The sequence below is a fragment of the Sporosarcina ureae genome (assembly GCF_029267015.1).
Classification (GTDB): Bacteria; Bacillota; Bacilli; order Bacillales_A; family Planococcaceae; genus Sporosarcina; species Sporosarcina ureae_D.
This window is the reverse complement of sequence record NZ_JARIEA010000042.1, coordinates 1-19,505: the sequence shown is the minus strand read 5'-3', so window position 1 is coordinate 19,505 and position 19,505 is coordinate 1. Positions and strand designations below refer to the sequence as shown.

Annotated in this window: 12 protein-coding genes and 1 tRNA gene; all 13 read right to left on the bottom strand. The window is 40.3% G+C overall.

Annotated features, from left to right (window positions below):
• Positions 1-108: 108 nt before the first annotated feature.
• A complete protein-coding gene (locus Q7P97_RS05925; protein ID WP_085428492.1) occupies positions 109-1,458 on the bottom strand; it encodes a TrkH family potassium uptake protein in 1,350 nt (449 codons plus the stop codon).
• 162 nt (positions 1,459-1,620) lie between these two features.
• Positions 1,621-2,385, bottom strand: coding sequence for a TerC family protein (locus tag Q7P97_RS05920; RefSeq protein WP_303968145.1), 765 nt, complete (start codon positions 2,383-2,385; stop codon positions 1,621-1,623).
• Positions 2,386-2,782: 397 nt separating this feature from the next.
• Entirely contained in the window at positions 2,783-5,965 is a 3,183-nt protein-coding gene (locus Q7P97_RS05915; RefSeq protein WP_303967879.1) for an efflux RND transporter permease subunit, read from the bottom strand.
• Between the two features lie 192 nt (positions 5,966-6,157).
• Complete coding sequence (locus Q7P97_RS05910; RefSeq protein ID WP_303967877.1) at positions 6,158-7,735, bottom strand: peptide chain release factor 3; 1,578 nt, start codon at positions 7,733-7,735, stop codon at positions 6,158-6,160.
• Positions 7,736-7,849: 114 nt separating this feature from the next.
• Entirely contained in the window at positions 7,850-9,340 is a 1,491-nt protein-coding gene (locus Q7P97_RS05905; protein ID WP_303967874.1) for a UDP-N-acetylmuramoyl-L-alanyl-D-glutamate--2,6-diaminopimelate ligase, read from the bottom strand.
• 406 nt (positions 9,341-9,746) lie between these two features.
• Positions 9,747-11,135 carry an aldehyde dehydrogenase gene (locus tag Q7P97_RS05900; RefSeq protein ID WP_483315722.1) on the bottom strand — a complete coding sequence of 463 codons (1,389 nt, stop codon included), beginning with the start codon at positions 11,133-11,135 and terminating at the stop codon, positions 9,747-9,749.
• Positions 11,136-11,236: 101 nt separating this feature from the next.
• Positions 11,237-13,339, bottom strand: coding sequence for a heavy metal translocating P-type ATPase (locus tag Q7P97_RS05895; RefSeq protein ID WP_303967871.1), 2,103 nt, complete (start codon positions 13,337-13,339; stop codon positions 11,237-11,239).
• Between the two features lie 191 nt (positions 13,340-13,530).
• A complete protein-coding gene (locus Q7P97_RS05890; protein ID WP_303967868.1) occupies positions 13,531-14,424 on the bottom strand; it encodes an RluA family pseudouridine synthase in 894 nt (297 codons plus the stop codon).
• Positions 14,425-14,639: 215 nt separating this feature from the next.
• A tRNA-Val gene (locus Q7P97_RS05885) sits at positions 14,640-14,712 on the bottom strand.
• Between the two features lie 186 nt (positions 14,713-14,898).
• Positions 14,899-15,048 carry a hypothetical protein gene (locus Q7P97_RS05880; protein WP_303967865.1) on the bottom strand — a complete coding sequence of 50 codons (150 nt, stop codon included), beginning with the start codon at positions 15,046-15,048 and terminating at the stop codon, positions 14,899-14,901.
• A 385-nt stretch (positions 15,049-15,433) separates the two neighbouring features.
• Positions 15,434-17,470, bottom strand: coding sequence for a TRAP transporter permease (locus Q7P97_RS05875; RefSeq protein ID WP_483315721.1), 2,037 nt, complete (start codon positions 17,468-17,470; stop codon positions 15,434-15,436).
• Entirely contained in the window at positions 17,460-17,984 is a 525-nt protein-coding gene (locus Q7P97_RS05870) for a DUF1850 domain-containing protein (RefSeq protein WP_303967862.1), read from the bottom strand. Before Q7P97_RS05870 ends, Q7P97_RS05875 begins: the two co-directional genes overlap by 11 nt.
• A gap of 144 nt (positions 17,985-18,128) precedes the next feature.
• Positions 18,129-19,130: a TAXI family TRAP transporter solute-binding subunit gene (locus Q7P97_RS05865; RefSeq protein ID WP_303967860.1), complete on the bottom strand. Its 1,002-nt coding sequence runs from the start codon at positions 19,128-19,130 to the stop codon at positions 18,129-18,131.
• Positions 19,131-19,505: the final 375 nt, after the last annotated feature.

Genomic DNA, 19,505 nt, shown 5'->3' with positions numbered 1-19,505 from the left:
GAAAACGAATGGAAAGTGCCTTATTTCGTTTGAAAAACTATACTTTGAAAAAAACGTTAGTTTTTCAGCGGCCTCATGATTTCCGGGACATCTCTTTTCCACTTCATCTTAGCCAATAATAACACGCTCTTTTGGATAATGATAAGGTGTTTTATTCGACTTGCCACCTATTGTATAGATGAACGATATCAACCCTACACGTCCAATAAACATCAAAACCATAATAATGATCTTGCCAACGATCGATAAATCTCCTGTTATGCCTAAGGACATTCCACAAGTTCCGAAAGCAGATGTAATTTCGAATAACAATGGAACAACAGGAATTCCAGGCTCCGTAAGCAACAACAACAACAACGCGGCCAATACCATAAAACAAGCTACGAGAATGACTGCATACGAACGGAATACATCGATGAGTTTAATTCGACGCTTGAATATATGGATGACGTCATTTCCTCGTGCAAAGTTAATGAGGAATAAAAGCGCAATCGCGAATGTTGTGGTACGTATTCCGCCACCTACTGAACTTGGTGAAGCACCAATGAACATTAGCGCACTAACAAAAATATCTGTCGCTTCACTAAATTGTGTTACATCATATGTTACCAGACCTGCTGATCGTGCAGATACGGAATGGAATAACGCCGTAAAGAATTGTTGATGCCAACTCATTCCTTTGAATGAATTGAATGATTCCAGCAACCAAATAATCAACGTACCTACAAGCAACAGAACACCGAATGTCGCAGTTGTGATTTTTGTAAAAAGGGAAAAGCGGAAATGTGGGACCTTTTTCGAAAAGAAGCTCTTTACTTCAATCAGAACCGGGAATCCAATAGCACCCAAAATGATCAACGTCATCAGTATGAGCTGTACGAAATAATCATCGTGATAAGGCATCATCGAAGAACCCGTAATATCGAAACCCGCATTCGTAGTTGCAGACACAGACATGAACATCCCATTCAAAAGCGCTTCACTAAACGAGTTATAAAAACGATATATATATAAGGTTAGAATGCCGCCACCGATAATCTCAATGGCTACGATAATTTGGATGATCTGACGAATTAATTGAACGACACCTTGTAATGTGTACTGATTGGTATCGACCATAATCAGTTGACGCTCTCTCATGCCAATTTTTTTCTTCACAAGTAGCCAGAAAAATGTACCTAATGACATGATACCGATTCCACCTAGCTGAAGGACGAGCATAATCATACAAAGGCCAAATACTGAGTATGTCTCACCGATGCTGATAGGAGACAATCCTGTGACACTCACTGCGCTAACAGCGGTAAACAAACTATCTATAAATGCTACTTTCACACCCGGTTTATATACTCCAGGTAAATTCAATAACAGAAAAGAAGATGCTATCGCTAAAAAGTAATAAAAGGCAATAATTTGCGCCGGAGTAAACTTATGAAAAAATTCCCTGGAAAGCCTCATTTTTTTCAAATTCCTTTCATAACGGAAACTTCATTTTTCTACTTTATCAAATCCCATGATGAAAAGATAGCTATACATATAACTTTGCACTCTTTCCTAACTTCCAAACCCCAGTTAAAAAACGCAGCCCCTCCTATTTCCACGGGAGGGACTGCTTTCGTTTTACCTATTCGATTTTACTTTAAACTTCGCAACTGCTAGTAAATAACCGCCAACTGCCAAGATCAATAGCACAGTCCAGAACGTTGTTTTCCACAATGTAGAGTGTGGGAATGATTCCGGAATGATGAGGAGTGCTGGATGCGCAAGAGTTAACACAACCAACTTCACACCTACCCAGCCGACGATTAGGAAAGCCGCTGTTTCAAGTGTAGGATACTTTTCAAGCATAATAACAAATTGTTTCGCTGCAAAACGGATCATGATCAAACCGATCATTCCACCTAACAACATCACAATGAACTGTCCACCGTTGATGCCACCGACATGGAAGTTACCTAGCTCTGGCAACGTAACTGCAAGCGCAACTGCCGCAAGCATAGAGTCCAGTGCGAACGCAATATCTGCAAGCTCTACTTTCAAAACGGTCATCCAGAAACCAGATTGTTTTTTAGGTTTCTTGTCGGGATGTCCTTCTGGCTTATGGGTAACTTTATCGTATATATTTTTACCAGCAATAAACAATAAATAAGCGGCACCGATTGCTTGTATTTCCCAGAACTTCACTAAGAATGTAATCATGAAGAGTGCTGTAAATCGGAAGACGAATGCTCCTAGTAAACCATAAAATAAAGCTTTCTGTTGTTGAACTTTCGGTAAATGTTTCACCATTACGGCCATTACGACTGCATTGTCTGTTGCTAATAGGCCCTCTAGTACGATCAATACTACGAGCACCCATGCGTATTCTAATAAAATCGGATCCAACATAATTCCTCCTTGTTTTTTACAATATAAAAAGACCCTCACCTAATAAATAGGCAAAGGTCTCGCTAAGTCGGAATTTCATGTACAAAATCCAGCTATCATAACCGATGACCGTTGAGACAGTCACGTATTGACGATTATGAAATAGGTTTCCCTATAGCTACTCCCCTTTGACAGTGCGTCAAAGTTATTAAGTTATTGGATACTTTTAAAGTATTATAACATGATAACTTTACTTTGCAAACAGTTTAGGCGATGTCTATTGTGCTATTCAATTCAAAGTGAAGATTTGTATGATAGTATGCTGCACACTTTTCTATTACTACTATACTTTTCTTTCACAAAATTTATTCTACAAAAAAACTGGCAAATGGAGGATCCCACTTGCCAGCAATACTTATTGTTTAATTTCTCTAACCGTTACAGTTTCAGTTACTGTCTCCGTTACGGTTACAGTTTCTGTTTCTGTTTCTGTCACTGTACCAGGTTGATCTACTGTTACAGATTGTGCTTTTTTGGGTGTCTTCCTACCACGACGTGTTTCCCGATCAAACAAACTATAAATGATAGGAACAATATACAACGTCAGGAATGTAGAGCTGATCAATCCACCAATTACTGCAATCCCCATCGGCTGGTTTAACTCCGAACCTTCACCAAGGCCCAGTGCTAACGGTAGCAAGCCGAGTATAGTTGTGAGTGCAGTCATTAGGATTGGACGGACACGGTCGCGTACAGACGACATGATAGCGTCGTAGGAGCTGAGTCCTGCTTCTTTACGCTGATTAATATAATCAACCAATACAATACCATTATTGACGACTATACCGACCAATATAAGAAGACCTATAACTGCTGTGATACTAACAGGTGTGTTCGTGAAGAATAAAGCAAGTGAGACACCGATTAGCATAAGTGGCACAGAGAACATGATAACAAATGGATATTTGAACGACTCGAACTGAGCTGCCATTACGATATACACTAATACGACGGCCAATACTAAAGCTAATAGCATATCGTCAATCGCACTTTCGAATAACTCACGATCACCACCGTATGAAAGTTCCACTTCACTTGGCAAGTCAAGATCATCAACAATATCATTTACTTTTTTCGTCATATCCCCTAGTGATTCACTGGACAAATATTTTACTGTAAATGTGATCGAATGTGCTTGATCCACACGAATTATTGCCGCAGGACCTTCTGCGATTTCTACATCTGCTACATCTTTCAATTTCACAAACGTATTTTGTGGTGTTTTTAATTCCAGTTCTTTTAATTTATCTATACTATTGCGGAAACGCTCATCATAGCCAACGTTTACTCCAACTACTTCGCCTGTTTTTTCAAAGACGATTTGTGAAGCAAAGACGCCACGTGTAACGTCACTAACCGTTTGCGCTATCTGATATGGAGCTAATCCAACATCTGAAGCTTTTTCACGATCTACTTCAATTTTAATTTCCTCTACTGTATCTACTAAATCATTTTCCACTTCAGTTACGGTATCCATGTCACGCAACTTCTTATCTAACTTGGAAACTGCTTTTCCTAAACGTTCTTCATTTGTGTCATTTAGGGAGAATGTTAGAGTGTTTGGACTTGAACCAGCAGCAGTCTGTAGATTGAAACTAATATCTGCATCATCGCCAATTTCATCTTCTACAATTGGTTGCACTTTGTCTACGAATTCAAAGACAGAGCGATCCCGTTCATCAAGTGGTATTAGTTTCACATACACTTCCGCTGTATTACTTTCTGATCCGCCTTGCGCCATACTTTGTTGTGTTCCGCCGACTAAACTGACGTACACTTCCACATCATCTTGCTTCTTCATTTCTTCTTCGATTCGTTTTACTACATCATCTGTCGCATCGAGTGAAGCACCGTTTGGTAAATTCACATTAATACTGAAAGACCCTTCATCAGTAGCAGGCAAGAATTCTGTTCCTACTTTTAGAATTCCAAATACACTGGCTGCAAGTAATACACTCGTTAACAACAGTACAAGTAGACGATGGCTCAATGCCCACTTGACAGACTTTTCGAATCTATGATTTTTCTTCACACGAGACTTTTTCTCTAGTGTTTCTTCAGTAGGCGTCTTTAACAAACGACTCGCAAGCATCGGTACGACAGTCAATGCAACGACTAACGATGCAAATAAACTGAATGAAATCGTCAGCGCGAACTCGGTGAAGATTTGACCAATGATACCCGTAATGAAGATCACCGGTACAAATACAGCTAGAGTAGTTAACGTAGAAGCCGTTATAGCTCCGCCCACTTCCTTCGAACCATCTTTTGCGGCTTCTGTCGGTGTTTTCCCCATCGCTAAATGCCGCTCGATGTTTTCTATAACTACAATGGCATTATCGACTAACATACCAATACCTAGAGCAAGTGCACCGAGTGTCATAATATTTAATGAGAAGTCCGCGAAATACATGAGAACGAACGTCACAATAACCGAATATGGAATGGCTACTCCAATGATGATTGGACTCTTAATTCCACGTAAGAAGACAAATAATACGATCATCGCGAACAAGCCACCAAGAATTAGTGACTGGCCGATATTGCCGATTGCCAGCTGTACATAGTCCCCTTGGTCAAAAATAACGTCCGATTCAATATCTTTGTATGCATCTTTTTCTAATAACTTATCTAATGATTTTTGAAACTCTTTAGAAACAGTTGCAGTATTCGCCCCGGATTCTTGAAGTACAGACAATAATACTGCTTGATTGTCATTAGCTCGTGTTTCTGTTTGTACTTTCGGTTCCAATAATGCTACATCCGCCACATCAGAGACTTTGATTTTATCACCCGTCTGGGGATTGGCACCTATTTGGATCCCTCGAACATCCGAGATATTTTGAACTGTACTTAAGATTCTGGTCGTTAACTTTCTTCCGTCACTCGTATCAATCGGATCACCTGGCATGGATACATTACTAGCCTGTATCGCCTGCACGACATCTGATTGCGCCAAGCCAAGTTCTTTTAATTTTTCAGGATCTAAAATAACTTGAACGTCTTCAATGATCTTACCAGATACGTTTACACTTGCTACGCCATCAATACGTCGTAATTCTTTTTCTAGCTCCTCTGCGATTTTCCGTATATTTGTATCTTTATCTACTGAACGTAAAGATAATTGAATGACCGGAAATTGAGAGGGATCAAATTTCATGAAACGTGGTTTATTGGCACCATCTGGCACTTCTACTTGATCAATCCGTTGTAGAATATCCATTTGTACATCATCAATGGAAGAATCCCAATCAAATTGAAGAAATACTAAGTTAGCACCTTCCTGCGAAGAGGATTGCATGGACTTTAAGCCCGGTGCTGTCGATAAGCTTTCTTCTAACGGTTTGGTGATTTTCTCACTCACTTCCGTTGGAGAAGCGCCCGGATAATTCGTGACTACTACCGCAACAGGCGGATTTAAATCAGGAATGAGTGTAACTGGAATTTTGAAGAAAGACACAGCTCCTAATATGATGACAAGAAACATCGTTACTAGCGTAAAAACAGGTCGTTTGACCGAGAAACTACTAATTTTCATTTATTTATTCCTCTCTTTGCTCAGCACCATAGCTGAGGAAACCTTTTAATCTTTTCACCATACCACTTGAATACAGTACTTTCCTCATGTTTTGCTCTAATTTCTACAATTTGACACAATATACTTTCACAATTTTAACAAATAACCCGATCGGATTACAATTAATCCGACCGGGCGTGTATGTTATAAATATTATAATTGATTGTACAGCTTGATATCCGGGAATTTATCCTGGAACCAGCGCATTGCGAAATTATTTTCAAACAAGAATACTTTACGCTCATATCGATCTTTTACGAGCAACGCACGTTGTCCTGCCATCGTTTCTTTTACATCTTCTTCGTTTTCGATCCAACGTGCCACTTTAGAGCCCATTGTTTCCATTTGCACTTCTACATGGTACTCTGCTCTCATTCGATGTTCAAAGACCTCGAATTGAAGCTGACCTACTGCACCTAAAATAACTTCTTCTGTATGCAGTGTTTTGTAATATTGAATAGCTCCCTCTTGAACGAGTTGCAAAATACCTTTATGGAACTGTTTAGATTTCATAACATTTTTAGCATTTACTCTAACGAACAGCTCAGGAGTAAATTGTGGTAGAGCTTCAAATTGGAAGTTGGCTTTTCCACCAACGACTGTATCCCCAATTTGATAATTACCTGTATCATATAATCCAATAATATCGCCCGCTACTGCCTGATCGACAGTTTCACGATCATCTGCTAGAAATTGAGTCGTTTGAGACAACTTGAAGTTCTTGGAAAGTCGTGGAACATTTACAGACATGCCACGTTCAAACTCCCCCGAAACGATTCGAACAAAAGCAATACGATCCCGGTGTGCAGGATTCATATTTGCTTGAATCTTGAAGATGAAGCCAGAGAAAATATCCGATACAGGATCTACGTATTCAGCATCCTTAGTCAACCTAGGCTGTGGCTCAGGTGCGAATTGCAAAAATGTTTCCAAAAATGTTTGAACACCGAAATTAGTCAACGCACTTCCGAAGAATACAGGAGTTAAATCTCCTTTAGCGATACGTTCTTCATCAAAGTCGTTTCCTGCTTCATTCAATAGCATGACATCTTCTAGTGCTTGCTTATAATAAGACGTCTCCTGCATGGAGTGTTCTACTGCAAGCTCGCCTTCTTCATCAATCGGAAGGAAACGCTCTTCACCATTAGTAGGACGTGCCAATTCTATACGTTTATTAAAACGATCATAAATACCAAGGAATTCTTTCCCCATACCGATCGGCCAGTTCATTGCGTACGATTGAATTTCTAGAACTTCTTCTAAATCTTCCAGTAGTTCCAATGGCTCTTTACCTTGTCGGTCCATCTTATTAATGAATGTAAAAATAGGAATCCCACGCATTTTACAAACTTTGAACAATTTAATCGTCTGTGGTTCAATTCCTTTTGCAGAATCGACCATCATAACGGCTGCATCGACTGCCATTAAAGTTCTGTATGTGTCCTCACTAAAATCTTCGTGTCCAGGTGTATCTAAAATATTGACACGCTTACCTTCATAGTCAAATTGCAAAACGGAAGAAGTGACAGAAATTCCGCGTTGTTTTTCAATTTCCATCCAGTCAGATGTAGCAAATTTCCCTGACTTCTTTCCTTTAACTGTTCCAGCATCGCGAATTGCACCGCCAAAATACAGTAGTTTTTCAGTTATTGTCGTTTTACCGGCATCCGGGTGAGAAATAATCGCAAACGTTCGTCGCGAAGAAATTTCATCTTGTATATTCTTTTGCATCAATCGTACTCTCCTTTTACTTACGTTTTCTATCATAGAGAGAATAGGGATGCATTTCAATGATTTTCATTGAATTGACTAAAAAACTATATGCTCTCAAATCTTCACTGTTCTTCATTTATTGATAGTTGTATCGCCAAACTTTTTAGTTGCTTCATCAAGTGCAATCTGTGCATCGGAATGTGCATATTTTGTATTGCCGATAATTTGGAAATCTTCATGGCCTTTTCCTGCAAATATGATAATATCTCCAGCATTTGCTTGCTCAATTGTATGTCGTACTGCCTCTTCCCTATCCCCAATACAAATATACTGGTCATGGGGCATCGTGGCACTCAGTTCCGATAGGATGGACTCATACGGTTCGTCTCGCGGATCATCCGTCGTAAACACGACATAATCAGCAGCTGCTGCTTTTTCTCCCATAATTGGGCGCTTCAAACGATCTCGATTGCCTCCTGTGCCAATCAAAAAGAGAAGACGACTTCCTTCCTGTTTTAAAGGGTGTACAGTAGCAATCGCCTTTTCAATTGCATCTGGTGAGTGTGCGTAATCGATAAAAATCGTCAATGGTAAAGAAGTTTCCACCTTTTCCAAGCGACCTTTCACTGTCGAGACATTCGCGATGAGCGGTAAAATATCTTCTGTCTTAAATCCTTTAGCATACAACGCCGCAATGGCAGCTAATGAATTATATACGTTAAACTCTCCAATCAATGGCATCGTGACAGAGAATATCCCATCTGGTGCTCGTAATTGAAATTTCGTACGGTTAGACTGCATCTCGATTGCTGTCGCTTGAAATGAAGATTTTACGTGAATCCCATATGTAAATATCGGGAAAGAAGTCATTTCGATCATTTTACTACTCCACGGATCATCTGCATTAATAACAGCAAACTTTTGCTGATCTAGTTGCTGACCGAGTTGTGCAAACAATAATCCTTTTGCCGCACTATAATTTTCCATCGTTTTATGATAATCCAAATGATCATGCGTCAAGTTAGTGAAAATCGCGATATCAAATTCTGTTCCCGCCAATCGACCTTCTACTAAGCCGTGTGAAGAGACTTCCATGATCATCGATTCACAGCCTTCATTTGCTGCTTGTGCGATCATTTGCTGAGTAGTCAAAACGTCTGTCGTTGTATTTTCTGTTTCATAAAGAATATCATTTAATTTAAAACCAATCGTGCCTGATACCGCAGTCTTTTCATCTACCTGCCGTAGCATGTCATGAATGATGTTGCCGACACTTGTTTTGCCATTGGTACCTGTCACGCCAATCATTTTCATGCGCTTTGAAGGATACTGATAGTACTTGGATGCCAATAACTCGATCGCTTTTGAAGTGTTTTCTACGTACACAACCGCTGCACGGTCTTCATCAATTAAAATGGGTTCAGACGCCACAATAACGCGAGCGCCACTCAATAAGGCATTCTGTACGAATTGATGGCCATTTACAGTGTAGCCTTTCAGACAGACAAATACCCCTCCATCTTGAACAGCTCTAGAGTCTACTGCCACATCCGTGATCTTCTCAGGCAATGTCCCTTTTATTGTTTTTACAGGCAGTACGGATAGCAATTCTTTCGTATTCATGTGTTTTCCTCCAGTGAGTTGGTGAATAGCCTTATCATTATAACAAATAAATGGATTTCACTATAAAGGCTTTGTTTTTTTGAAAAAATGAAGTACTAATTAATTAATCAATTACTAGTATCATACGCGTATTTTCTTATCACATCCACCTAAAACCTCATACATTGAATATTGATTGAAGAGTATTAAACATGTCAAAAGAACAGACAACTGCTGTCCGTCACCTTACGTATATACATTTTCAGAATAGCCATAGGATCTCATCTCATTGTTTGATCTAAACATTCAAGTCATAGATTACATGATACTTCTCTTCTCTTGATTGTAGACGTCATTCAAAAGATAATTTAAAGGCACTCTGCTGGTCAAAAGTCAGCAGAGTGCCTAGACAATGATTTACTTTCTATTAGCGTAGGAAACGTTTCACTAATGGCAACTTCCCTTTGTATGGTGGAAATGCCAAGGGAACTGAAACGACAGTGCTTTTTTTCATCATTGATTTAGAATGGGTGAATGTTTCAAAACTCGCTTTACCATGGTATTGATTCATTCCGGAAGGCCCTACTCCACCAAACGGTAAATGAATGTTTGCAACATGCGAGATCGTATCATTGATGCAGCCCCCGCCAAATGGTAGTGCTTCTATAAAGTGATTAGCTGCTTCATCGTTTTCGGTGAAAAAGTAGGCAGCTAGCGGTTTAGGCAACGTACTAATTTGTTGTATCGCAATCCCTAAATTATCGTACGGAAGCACAGGCAATATCGGACCGAATAATTCATCTTGCATACTTGCGCTATTCCAATCGGATAACATCAAAATCGTCGGTTCAATATATTTATCTGCGGCGTCTGTATGGCCACCTTCTACGATATATGCTTGATCTTGTTCTAAGATTTTTGCCAAACGATCGAAATGACGATCTGCAATTATACGACCGTAGTCCGTACTATTTTGCGCGTCTTTTCCATAAAAACGCTGAATAGCATTCTTCATTTCTTCTACTAGTTCTTCGCGAATCGATACATCGGCCAGTACATAATCTGGCGCTACGCACGTTTGACCCGCATTCATATACTTACCCCAAACAATTTTCTCCGCCGCCTTTTTAATATCTGCCGTATGGTCGACAACCGCTGGGCTTTTCCCACCCAATTCCAATGTAAATGGAGTTAATCTTTCCGCACAAGCTTTCATGACGATCTTCCCTACATTTGCACTTCCCGTAAAGAACACATAATCAAAAGGTGCATGTAACAACAGTTGCGTCTCTTCTTTTTGACCATGCACAACTGATACATACTCGGCAGGAAAAATGCTCGTCATGATTTTGTCTACGACGGCTGCCGTATGTAATGCATCCTCTGATGGCTTCAATACTGTACAATTCCCTCCAGCAATGGATCCTACAAGTGGATCAAGCAATAATTGGAATGGATAGTTAAATGGTCCAATAATCAAAGCCGTACCATATGGTTCCTTCACGATAAAACTCGTTGCAGGTTGCAGATGAAGAGGTGTCTTCACTTTTTCAGGCGTTGCCCATTCATCCAAGTGATCTATCATGTGTGTAATACTGGATAAGACGAAACCTATTTCTGATACATACGCTTCAAGTGGATGTTTGTGCAGGTCTTTATGCAAAGCTTCCAAAATTTCTTTTTCGTGCTTTTGAATCGCTTTGTATAGTTTTTCCAACATCATGATTCGGAATGAAATACTACGCGTCACGCCTGACACATAATATTGTTTCTGTTTGTTCATAATCATTTCAAGTTCTAAGTTCGTCATTGCCAAATTATCCACACTCCCCATAATTGTTGTTCTTATCAGTCTATCATCTTATGCACTAGAAAAAACTTCAGACGAATTATTCGTCTGAAGTTTTTTCTTATTTATTATATTTTACTTCTCATGAGTCGCAATGAATTTAATACCACTATGACAGTCGCACCCATATCCGCCATGACCGCCATCCATAATGTTAGCCAGCCTGGAATAATGAGCAACAACGCAATCACTTTTAATCCAAGCGCGATTGAGATGTTCTGTAATATAATTTGTTTCGTACGAGAACTCAATTTGATTGTATACGGAAGCTTTTCCAAGTCGTCCGCCATCAATGCAATATCCGCTGTTTCCAGTGCCGTATCCGTTCCCGCACCGCCCATCGCGATTCCAACACTCGCTGTAGCCAACGCTGGGGCATCATTCACTCCGTCCCCCACCATTGCTACTTTACCGTATTGACCCAATGATTTGATCATCTCAACCTTTTGATCAGGTAACAATTCTGCCTTGACTTCAGTTAAGCCGAGTTGCGCACCGATCGCTGAAGCAGTTGATTGATTGTCACCAGTGAGCATAACCGTCCGCTTACCCATTTCATGTAGCTTCTGAATAACCTTTAGACTATTTTTACGAACTCGATCTGCTACTGCAATGATTCCTTCTAGGCCTGCTTCAGACCAAACAAGCATCACGGTCTTACCTTGTTTTTGCAACGTAAGAACCTGCTGTTCAATCGACTCATCCATAGCATGTAGTTCTTTGAATAGATTTGGACTTCCTACGTGTACCACATGCTCTCCAATCTTGGCTTTTGCACCTTTACCGGTAATAGACTGGAATTGATCCACTGCAAGCAACCCAACCGGTAATTTCTCGGCTGCACGTATAATAGAGGATGCCAATGGATGTTGAGAGTATTTCTCGATAGAAGCAGCTTGTTGCAAAACTTCATCTTCTGTTAATGACGAAACCGTCAAAACATCCGTTACTTCCGGACGCCCTTCAGTCAACGTGCCTGTTTTATCGAAAGCCACGACTTTGATCTGGCCAGTTTCTTCTAAATGAATGCCACCTTTTATTAAAACACCGTTACGTGCAGCATTTCCGATTGCAGTCACAATTGCAATAGGTGTCGAAATGACTAACGCACAAGGACAGCCTACTACTAGTACGACAAGTCCTTTATAAAACCATTCGCCCCATATTCCACCCATTAAAAGTGGAGGTATAATCATGATCAATAAGGAAATAATTAAAATAGCTGGTGTATAATATCTCGCAAAACGATCGACAAATTGTTGTGTCGGTGCCTTTTCCGCTTGTGCTTCTTCGACTAAATGAATGATTTTGGCAATCGTCGTATCTTCAGCAAGCTTTGTAACACGTACTTGCATTGCCCCTTCTTCATTCAATGTACCCGCAAACACTTCGTCACCAAGGACTTTGTGGACAGGTACAGACTCGCCTGTAATAGCAGCCTGGTTAACGGAAGAATCACCTTGGATCACTTCACCATCCATCGCAATCTTTTGTCCTGGTTTAATTAAAATGACATCGTCAATACGTAAATCTTCTACATCTACTTCAAATTCATTACTTCCACGAAGCACGATTGCTGTAGTGGGGGCAATTTCAATTAATGACGTAATGGAATTTCTCGCCTTATCGATGGAGTAACTTTCCAATGCTTCACTAACAGAGAAAAGGAACACTACTACCGCACCTTCAGCCCAGTCACCGATCAGCGCGGCGCCAATCACTGCAATCGTCATCAATGTGGACATATCGAATTCAAGTTTAAAAAGATTCGTTAATCCTTCTTTCATCAAACTGAATCCGCCAATTAGAATGGCAGCTAAAAACAATCCGATAGACAGCCAGTTATTATCACCATTTGCGGTAGACACAGCATACCCTGCCAATAGTAGAATTAAGGAAGCAATTGTCGTTTGATTTTCACGTTTTTTCCAAAAAGGCATATGTTGTTTAATGACCCGCTGTTTTTCAGGAAATACTTTAATACCGTCAAACGCTCCTGCTTCTTCTAGTTGTAAGATCGAGGCATCTCCCGCGACTGTTAATTTAGAAGCGCCGAAGTTCAGTTGAACATCTTCCACAGTAGAAATCTGACGAACGTTCTTCTCAAACTTTGCAGCACAACTTGTGCACGATAGATTCTGTAGGCGATAGACATTTTTCTCAGAAGCCATGTAACCAGTCCTCTCAAAAAACTCATCATTTTTTAGGTTTTCTTCATTCAACCGTTCATTTGATTGATTAGTTTTAGTATATGCAATGAATGACTTTCTGTCAATTCATACATTCAAACAAGCATTTGAATATTGAAATATAAAAAAGCAGACCCTTAGATATGTTAAGGGTCTGCAAATCACACTACTTATTATTTAGAACGCGTAACAAAGATCTGTGGTACTTCTGCTTCAAATCGAACCAATTCGCCTGTACGTGGATGCAGGAAAGCCAATGCTGTTGCATGAAGCCCTACCCTGCGTATAGGATTGCCCGTAGCACCGTACTTTCTGTCTCCTATGACAGGATGACCCAATTCTTCCATATGTACTCGAATTTGATTTTTGCGACCCGTTTCCAGTAGAACCTCTAGCAATGAATAGTTTTTGTTTGCTTGAATTCTTCTATAGTGTGTAATCGCATGTTGTCCGCCATTGTCAGTCGGGCTTGAATAGACTCGAAATGCACTATTTTCAGTTAACCAAGAATTGATAGTACCCGATTGTGTACGTACTTTTCCTTCTACAAGTGCCGTATACAACCGTTCCTTTACGGATTCATTCCATGTGCTTTGTAGAGCTTGCTGCGTTTCTTCATTTTTAGCAAACATCATGACGCCGGATGTATCTCGATCCAGTCGATGCACAACAAAAATCCGATTCTCGGGATGACTTCTTTTAACATATTTCGTAATTTCACGGTACGCTGTCTGATCTTTTTCTTTTTCCGATGCAACAGAAAGAACGCCTGCGTCTTTATTGATTACGATGAGATCTTCATCTTCATGCAGAATAGCTACACCTACTAATTGAGACACATTAATAGCCGCTTTGTTACTCTGTATTTCAACCGTTTGTCCAGGTTCTAATAACTGATTATGCTTTGTTGTCATGTGACCATCCACCATAACTTGTCCACGTGTAAGAACCGATTTAACTGAATTCCGACTACTTTTTGACATGATCTTCAATAAATACGGCAATAATTCTATTTGTTCTTCCACTATATATTCTTTTACATTGGATGTTTCTTGTTTTCTTTTCATCAAAACGTATCCCTCCTGCTTACCTACATGCTTATTTGTACTTTAAGTATACACCGTGCGATCGATGTGTGTATTGTAATTATATTTTACCGAAAATAGGAAAGACTATCTAAAATCAAGACATAAAAAAAACAGCCCCTAGACATTCGGTCTAATAGGACTGTTTATTGTTATAAACCGTGTTCCGACGGTAAATAACTTAGGTTTGGCACCTATGACCCCGACTGGGCTCGAACCAGCGACCTCCACCCTGTCAAGGTGGCGCTCTCCCAGCTGAGCTACGGAATCGATAATACTAGGATGTGTATGCAAGAAGCAAGCCAGTTAGGCTCTCAAGCACAAATACTATAATAGCATCATCCATCCTCATTGTAAACAACGAAATTAAAAATCGGCAATTTTTCTACGATGACAGAAAAATTACCGATTTTAATGGAAGTTAGTTACCTTATTCAGAGAAAATTCTCCTTTCTCTTATTGCATAGGGTTAATTGGTTCTTCTATTGATTCATTCTCGAAGTATAAAAATCCTTCTTGTTCTAGCTCACTCATACGTTCTTTGTTAAAGCCATGTGCCAAGTGCCCTTCAAATACGTTTTCCCACCATGTCTCTTGTGTATTCATATTATTTCGCTCCCTTTTGATTTGATTGGTTTCTGTACCGATCTTTATATTTTGTTTGCAATGACTGATTCGCTTATATGTAGTATATACATAATCGACGTTGGCAAAACTGCGTAATTAGTCCAAATTCGCTCGACTGTTTTATAGACCTTTGACTTCTTGACTTTACGATCATCATGTGTTTGAAAAAATCCGTATACTTTGCAAACCCTTACAAATACTAAACTTGTCTTCTATTAATCATATTGTTCGACATAGTATAATTCTCCCGATTCGACTAATAGAATCTTTAGTTTCTGTTAGAGAAAATTTAATAACTTTACTATTTCTTCAATAAAATAAAGACTTGCCAGCTCCTTTTCGGGCTAACAAGTCTTTTAGTGATTTAATTTGATGCTAATTTAGGCGGAGTATTTTTCTTATTCCCCATCCACTGGAATGCCAGCAAGATAATGAATAACACCAAGCCAATGATATCTGTCATAGTTTCAGGATAGATCAACAACATGCCTGTACCAATCGTGATAATTCGCATAATCCAATTCAATTTACTGTACCAGAAGCCAATGATTCCAGCCCCGATTGCGACCATACCTACAATGGCTGTCAAGGTCACCCATACAATCTCCGTTATACTCGAATCGAGCATCAGCATCGCGGGGTTAAAGACGAACATATACGGAATGATGAAGGCGGCTATCGCCAATTTTGCAGAAGTAATACCGGTCTTAATCGGATCTCCACCAGAAATCCCTGAAGCTGCAAAGGCTGCCAACGCAACAGGCGGCGTGATGTCTGCAATAATACCAAAGTAAAATACGAATAAGTGTGCCGATACTGCCACTACAATCGGCACAGCTGCCCCTACAGGCTCATCAAGCATCAATAGTGTAATGATGGCTGGCGCTGCAATTGTAGATGTAATAACATAGTTTGCAGTCGTTGGAGAGCCCATCCCCAAAATAATTGCTGCAAACATTGTGAAGATTAACGTAAGCAAGACGTTACCACCGGCTGCTGAGATCAAGCCAGTTGCCAAGCTTAGCCCAAGACCCGTCTTTACAACGACGCCTACAATTATACCCGCACAAGCAGTCGCTGCCGCAACAGCCAATGCTGTACGTGCACCATCTACTAATGCATCAATCATATCTCTGAATCCAATTCTCGTTTCTTTACTAATGGAGCTGACGATAATTGTAAGAACAATACCGAGTAATGCTGCTTTCATCGTAGGAATACCCGCCAATAAGAAGACGATAATTCCAAGGATCGGCAGCAATAAATAAATCTTTTTTAATGTTTCTTTCCGATTTGGAATCTGTGATGCATCCATTCCTTGCAAACCTACGCGCTTTGCTTCGAAATGCGTCATGATCCAAATTCCAGTGAAATATAACAATGCAGGAATAGCTGCCGCTTTGGCAATTTCCCAATACGTTACACCGCCGATGAATTCAACCATTAGGAACGCTGCAGCTCCCATGATCGGTGGCATAATCTGTCCACCCGTAGAAGCCGCAGCCTCTACTCCACCCGCAAATTCTTTACGATAGCCAAGCTTCTTCATCATCGGAATCGTGTATGAACCCGATCCAACAACGTTTGCTACGGAACTACCTGAGATCGTACCTTGCAAAGCACTTGAGAAAATCGCAACTTTTGCCGGTCCACCCGTTAAACGACCCGCTAATACTACCGCTAAGTCATTGAAGTAGTTACCTACGCCAGTTTTCACAAGGAACGCCCCAAACAATAGGAAGACGAATATGAAGGTGGCGGATACGCTAATCGGTGTACCGAGGATCCCGTCCGTTGTAAAGAACATTAATTGAACAAGGTTTTCCACGCTTTGTCCTCTATGTGCGAGGAAGCCTGGGAAATAAGGTCCAAAGAACGCATACGCGAGAAACACGATCGAGATGATCGTAATCGGCATTCCCACCGCACGTCTCGCTGCTTCTAGTGTGAGTAGAACTGCTAAAACACCAATAATTAAATCGATATCGGATACACGCCCCACACGAAATACTAATTCATCGATGAATAGCGGCCAGTATAAACCAACGGCTATTGCCAATATGGAAAGAATAATATCGTAAAACGGCACTTTATTGCGGCGTTCACCAATCTTCTTTCTAGCAGGGAACATGAGGAATATAAGTGATAAAGCAAAACCTAAGTGAATCGAACGCTGGATTTGAGCCGTAAATGGCTTACCAATTGCTGTATACAACTGAAAAATTGAAAATGCTAGCAATCCAAAAAACACAATTTTTCCTAGCAGCCCTTTTAAATCGCGTGTATTGGATTCCGGGTCATACTTTTGAAGAATTTCGAGTTGCTCTTGTTCGGAAAGCGTCCCCATTTCTTCATCTGAAAGGACGGGTATGTCTTTTTCCTGATCTTTATTACGATCCATTTAATCTAACTCCTTTCAACAACTTATAATTTGGCACCTTCATTACATGAAATTCATATGAATGACCCTTTTCAAGGAATTCTTTTAGATGATACTCTTGTTGCTCATATCGCAAAGACAGATCTGCATTCACCCTACCCACATAGAGAACAAACGAATCTATCACGCGTTTTTCGAATGTAAGCGTATAAACACCATCTTCCACATGCAGTGTTTCGCCTTCTTCTGCGTAACCTGGCAATCCGATGGCTACGTCTTCATACTGCATAAATTCGAAACGGAGCTTTCCGTCTTCGGTAATGCGATATTGCTCCTTCACATTAGACAAGTGAATCGAGTGAATATAGTTCACTTGAAAATTTCGATCCTTATGTAATGGAAGATAATACGCTTTTGGCTGTTCGCTCCGAACCTCTTCAAGTACGATCATTTGTCTGTATGGATAAAACAATACGACCAGCATTACAATTCCTATTAGAAACGTCAGCAGAAGAACAATCTTTCGTGTTTTCATCCACTTAATCCTCTCTGTTACATTACATGCAATAGGCATAATAGTGTATGAATTTTGCGAATTACTTTTAAAAATTAAGAATGGGACGGACAAAGCTCTCGCTTCACCGTCCCCATACTTCTATCAGATAACTGACTCAGTTTATTAGTTCACTTCGTCAAAGTACTTCTGTGCACCTGGGTGTACAGGAATACCAATACCATTCAAACCGTTTTCTGCTTTAATCAAAGCACCTTTAGCATGTTGAATTTTTGAAGCGTTTTCATAAATTGCCTTCGTGATCTGATAACCAAGCTCTTCAGAAATATCGTTCTGCATAACAAGCATTGCACCTACTGATACTGCAGGTGTTTCTACTTCAGAACCATATGTTCCAGCAGGGATCATTTCTTTTGCATAGTATGGATATTTCTCGATTAATTCGTCAGCTTTTGCGTCTTCAACTGGAACAATGAAAACTTCAGAAGTCGCGTTTAGACCTTCAACAGCACCTGTTGGAGTTCCAGCTGTAATGAATGCAGCATCGATTTGTCCAGCTTGTAGACTCTCTTGAGACTCACCGAAGTCTAAGTTTTGTGCTTTGATATCGCTTAGAGCTAAACCGTGAATTTCAAGTAGTTGCTCAGCGTTAGCTGCTGTACCTGATCCTGGCGCTCCAATTGAAATACTTTTACCTTTTAAGTCTTCAAACGTCTTGATGTTGCTTTTCTTCAAAGTAACCAATTGAACTGTTTCCGGGTAAAGTGAACCAACAGCAGATACTTCGTCGATTACTTCTCCGTCAAACATCATTTCACCTTTAGATGCGTAGTACGCGATGTCTGTTTGTACGAATGCAATGTGTGCATCTCCATCTTTAAGCGCTGTCATGTTTGCAGCAGATGCTTGAGATACCTCAGCAGTAGTTTTGATTCCTGTCTCTTGGCTGATGAATTCAGCAAAAGATCCACCTAGTGGATAATAAGTTCCTTGTGTTCCCCCAGTAAGTAAGCTCAAGAACTTGTAGTCTTGTTCCGTTTTACCTTCGTCTTTGTTTCCGTCTGCATCTTTGTCGCCGTCAGCTTTTTCGTCGTTACCGCAAGCTGCGAGTACAAGAAGTGCAAGCATGGAAACTAGCGCCAGTAGGCGAAGTGAGTTTTTCTTCATGTGACCATCTCCCCTTTACTATTTGTAGTCATAGACATTACCATTCTACCATGAAAGCGCTTTAGCTTGTCAATATTTTATAAAATTTTATTGTCGTGGTAGATAAATAGGTGGGATGTGTAGTATGGAGGTACTGTGTGGGGTCGTTGCTCGACTGGTTGTTGGGGACTGGAGTTAGTGAGGGTCTGCTTTTTGGACTCGCGCAGGCACGTGGGGGATTGCCTCCAGCCATGAGCCAACTAGCGGTGGAGCTGCTAGCTGTCTCATGGCCACGGCCGACCCCGCAGTTGTGCCTGCGCTACTGAGTACTTATCAAATCATGTTGTGGTTTATAGGAGATAAAACCAGTGACTGAGTAGTACTAGTTCCTATCCT

Excerpts from the sequence above, each read along its gene's own strand:
- Q7P97_RS05925 (WP_085428492.1), bottom strand. The coding sequence starts at position 1,458 with ATGAGGCTTTCCAGGGAATTTTTTCATAAGTTTACTCCGGCGCAAATT.
- Q7P97_RS05915 (WP_303967879.1), bottom strand. The coding sequence starts at position 5,965 with ATGAAAATTAGTAGTTTCTCGGTCAAACGACCTGTTTTTACGCTAGTA.
- Q7P97_RS05910 (WP_303967877.1), bottom strand. The coding sequence starts at position 7,735 with ATGCAAAAGAATATACAAGATGAAATTTCTTCGCGACGAACGTTTGCG.
- Q7P97_RS05905 (WP_303967874.1), bottom strand. The coding sequence starts at position 9,340 with ATGAATACGAAAGAATTGCTATCCGTACTGCCTGTAAAAACAATAAAA.
- Q7P97_RS05895 (WP_303967871.1), bottom strand. The coding sequence starts at position 13,339 with ATGGCTTCTGAGAAAAATGTCTATCGCCTACAGAATCTATCGTGCACA.
- Q7P97_RS05890 (WP_303967868.1), bottom strand. The coding sequence starts at position 14,424 with ATGAAAAGAAAACAAGAAACATCCAATGTAAAAGAATATATAGTGGAA.
- Q7P97_RS05880 (WP_303967865.1), bottom strand. The coding sequence starts at position 15,048 with ATGAATACACAAGAGACATGGTGGGAAAACGTATTTGAAGGGCACTTG.
- Q7P97_RS05875 (WP_483315721.1), bottom strand. The coding sequence starts at position 17,470 with ATGGATCGTAATAAAGATCAGGAAAAAGACATACCCGTCCTTTCAGAT.
- Q7P97_RS05870 (WP_303967862.1), bottom strand. The coding sequence starts at position 17,984 with ATGAAAACACGAAAGATTGTTCTTCTGCTGACGTTTCTAATAGGAATT.
- Q7P97_RS05865 (WP_303967860.1), bottom strand. The coding sequence starts at position 19,130 with ATGAAGAAAAACTCACTTCGCCTACTGGCGCTAGTTTCCATGCTTGCA.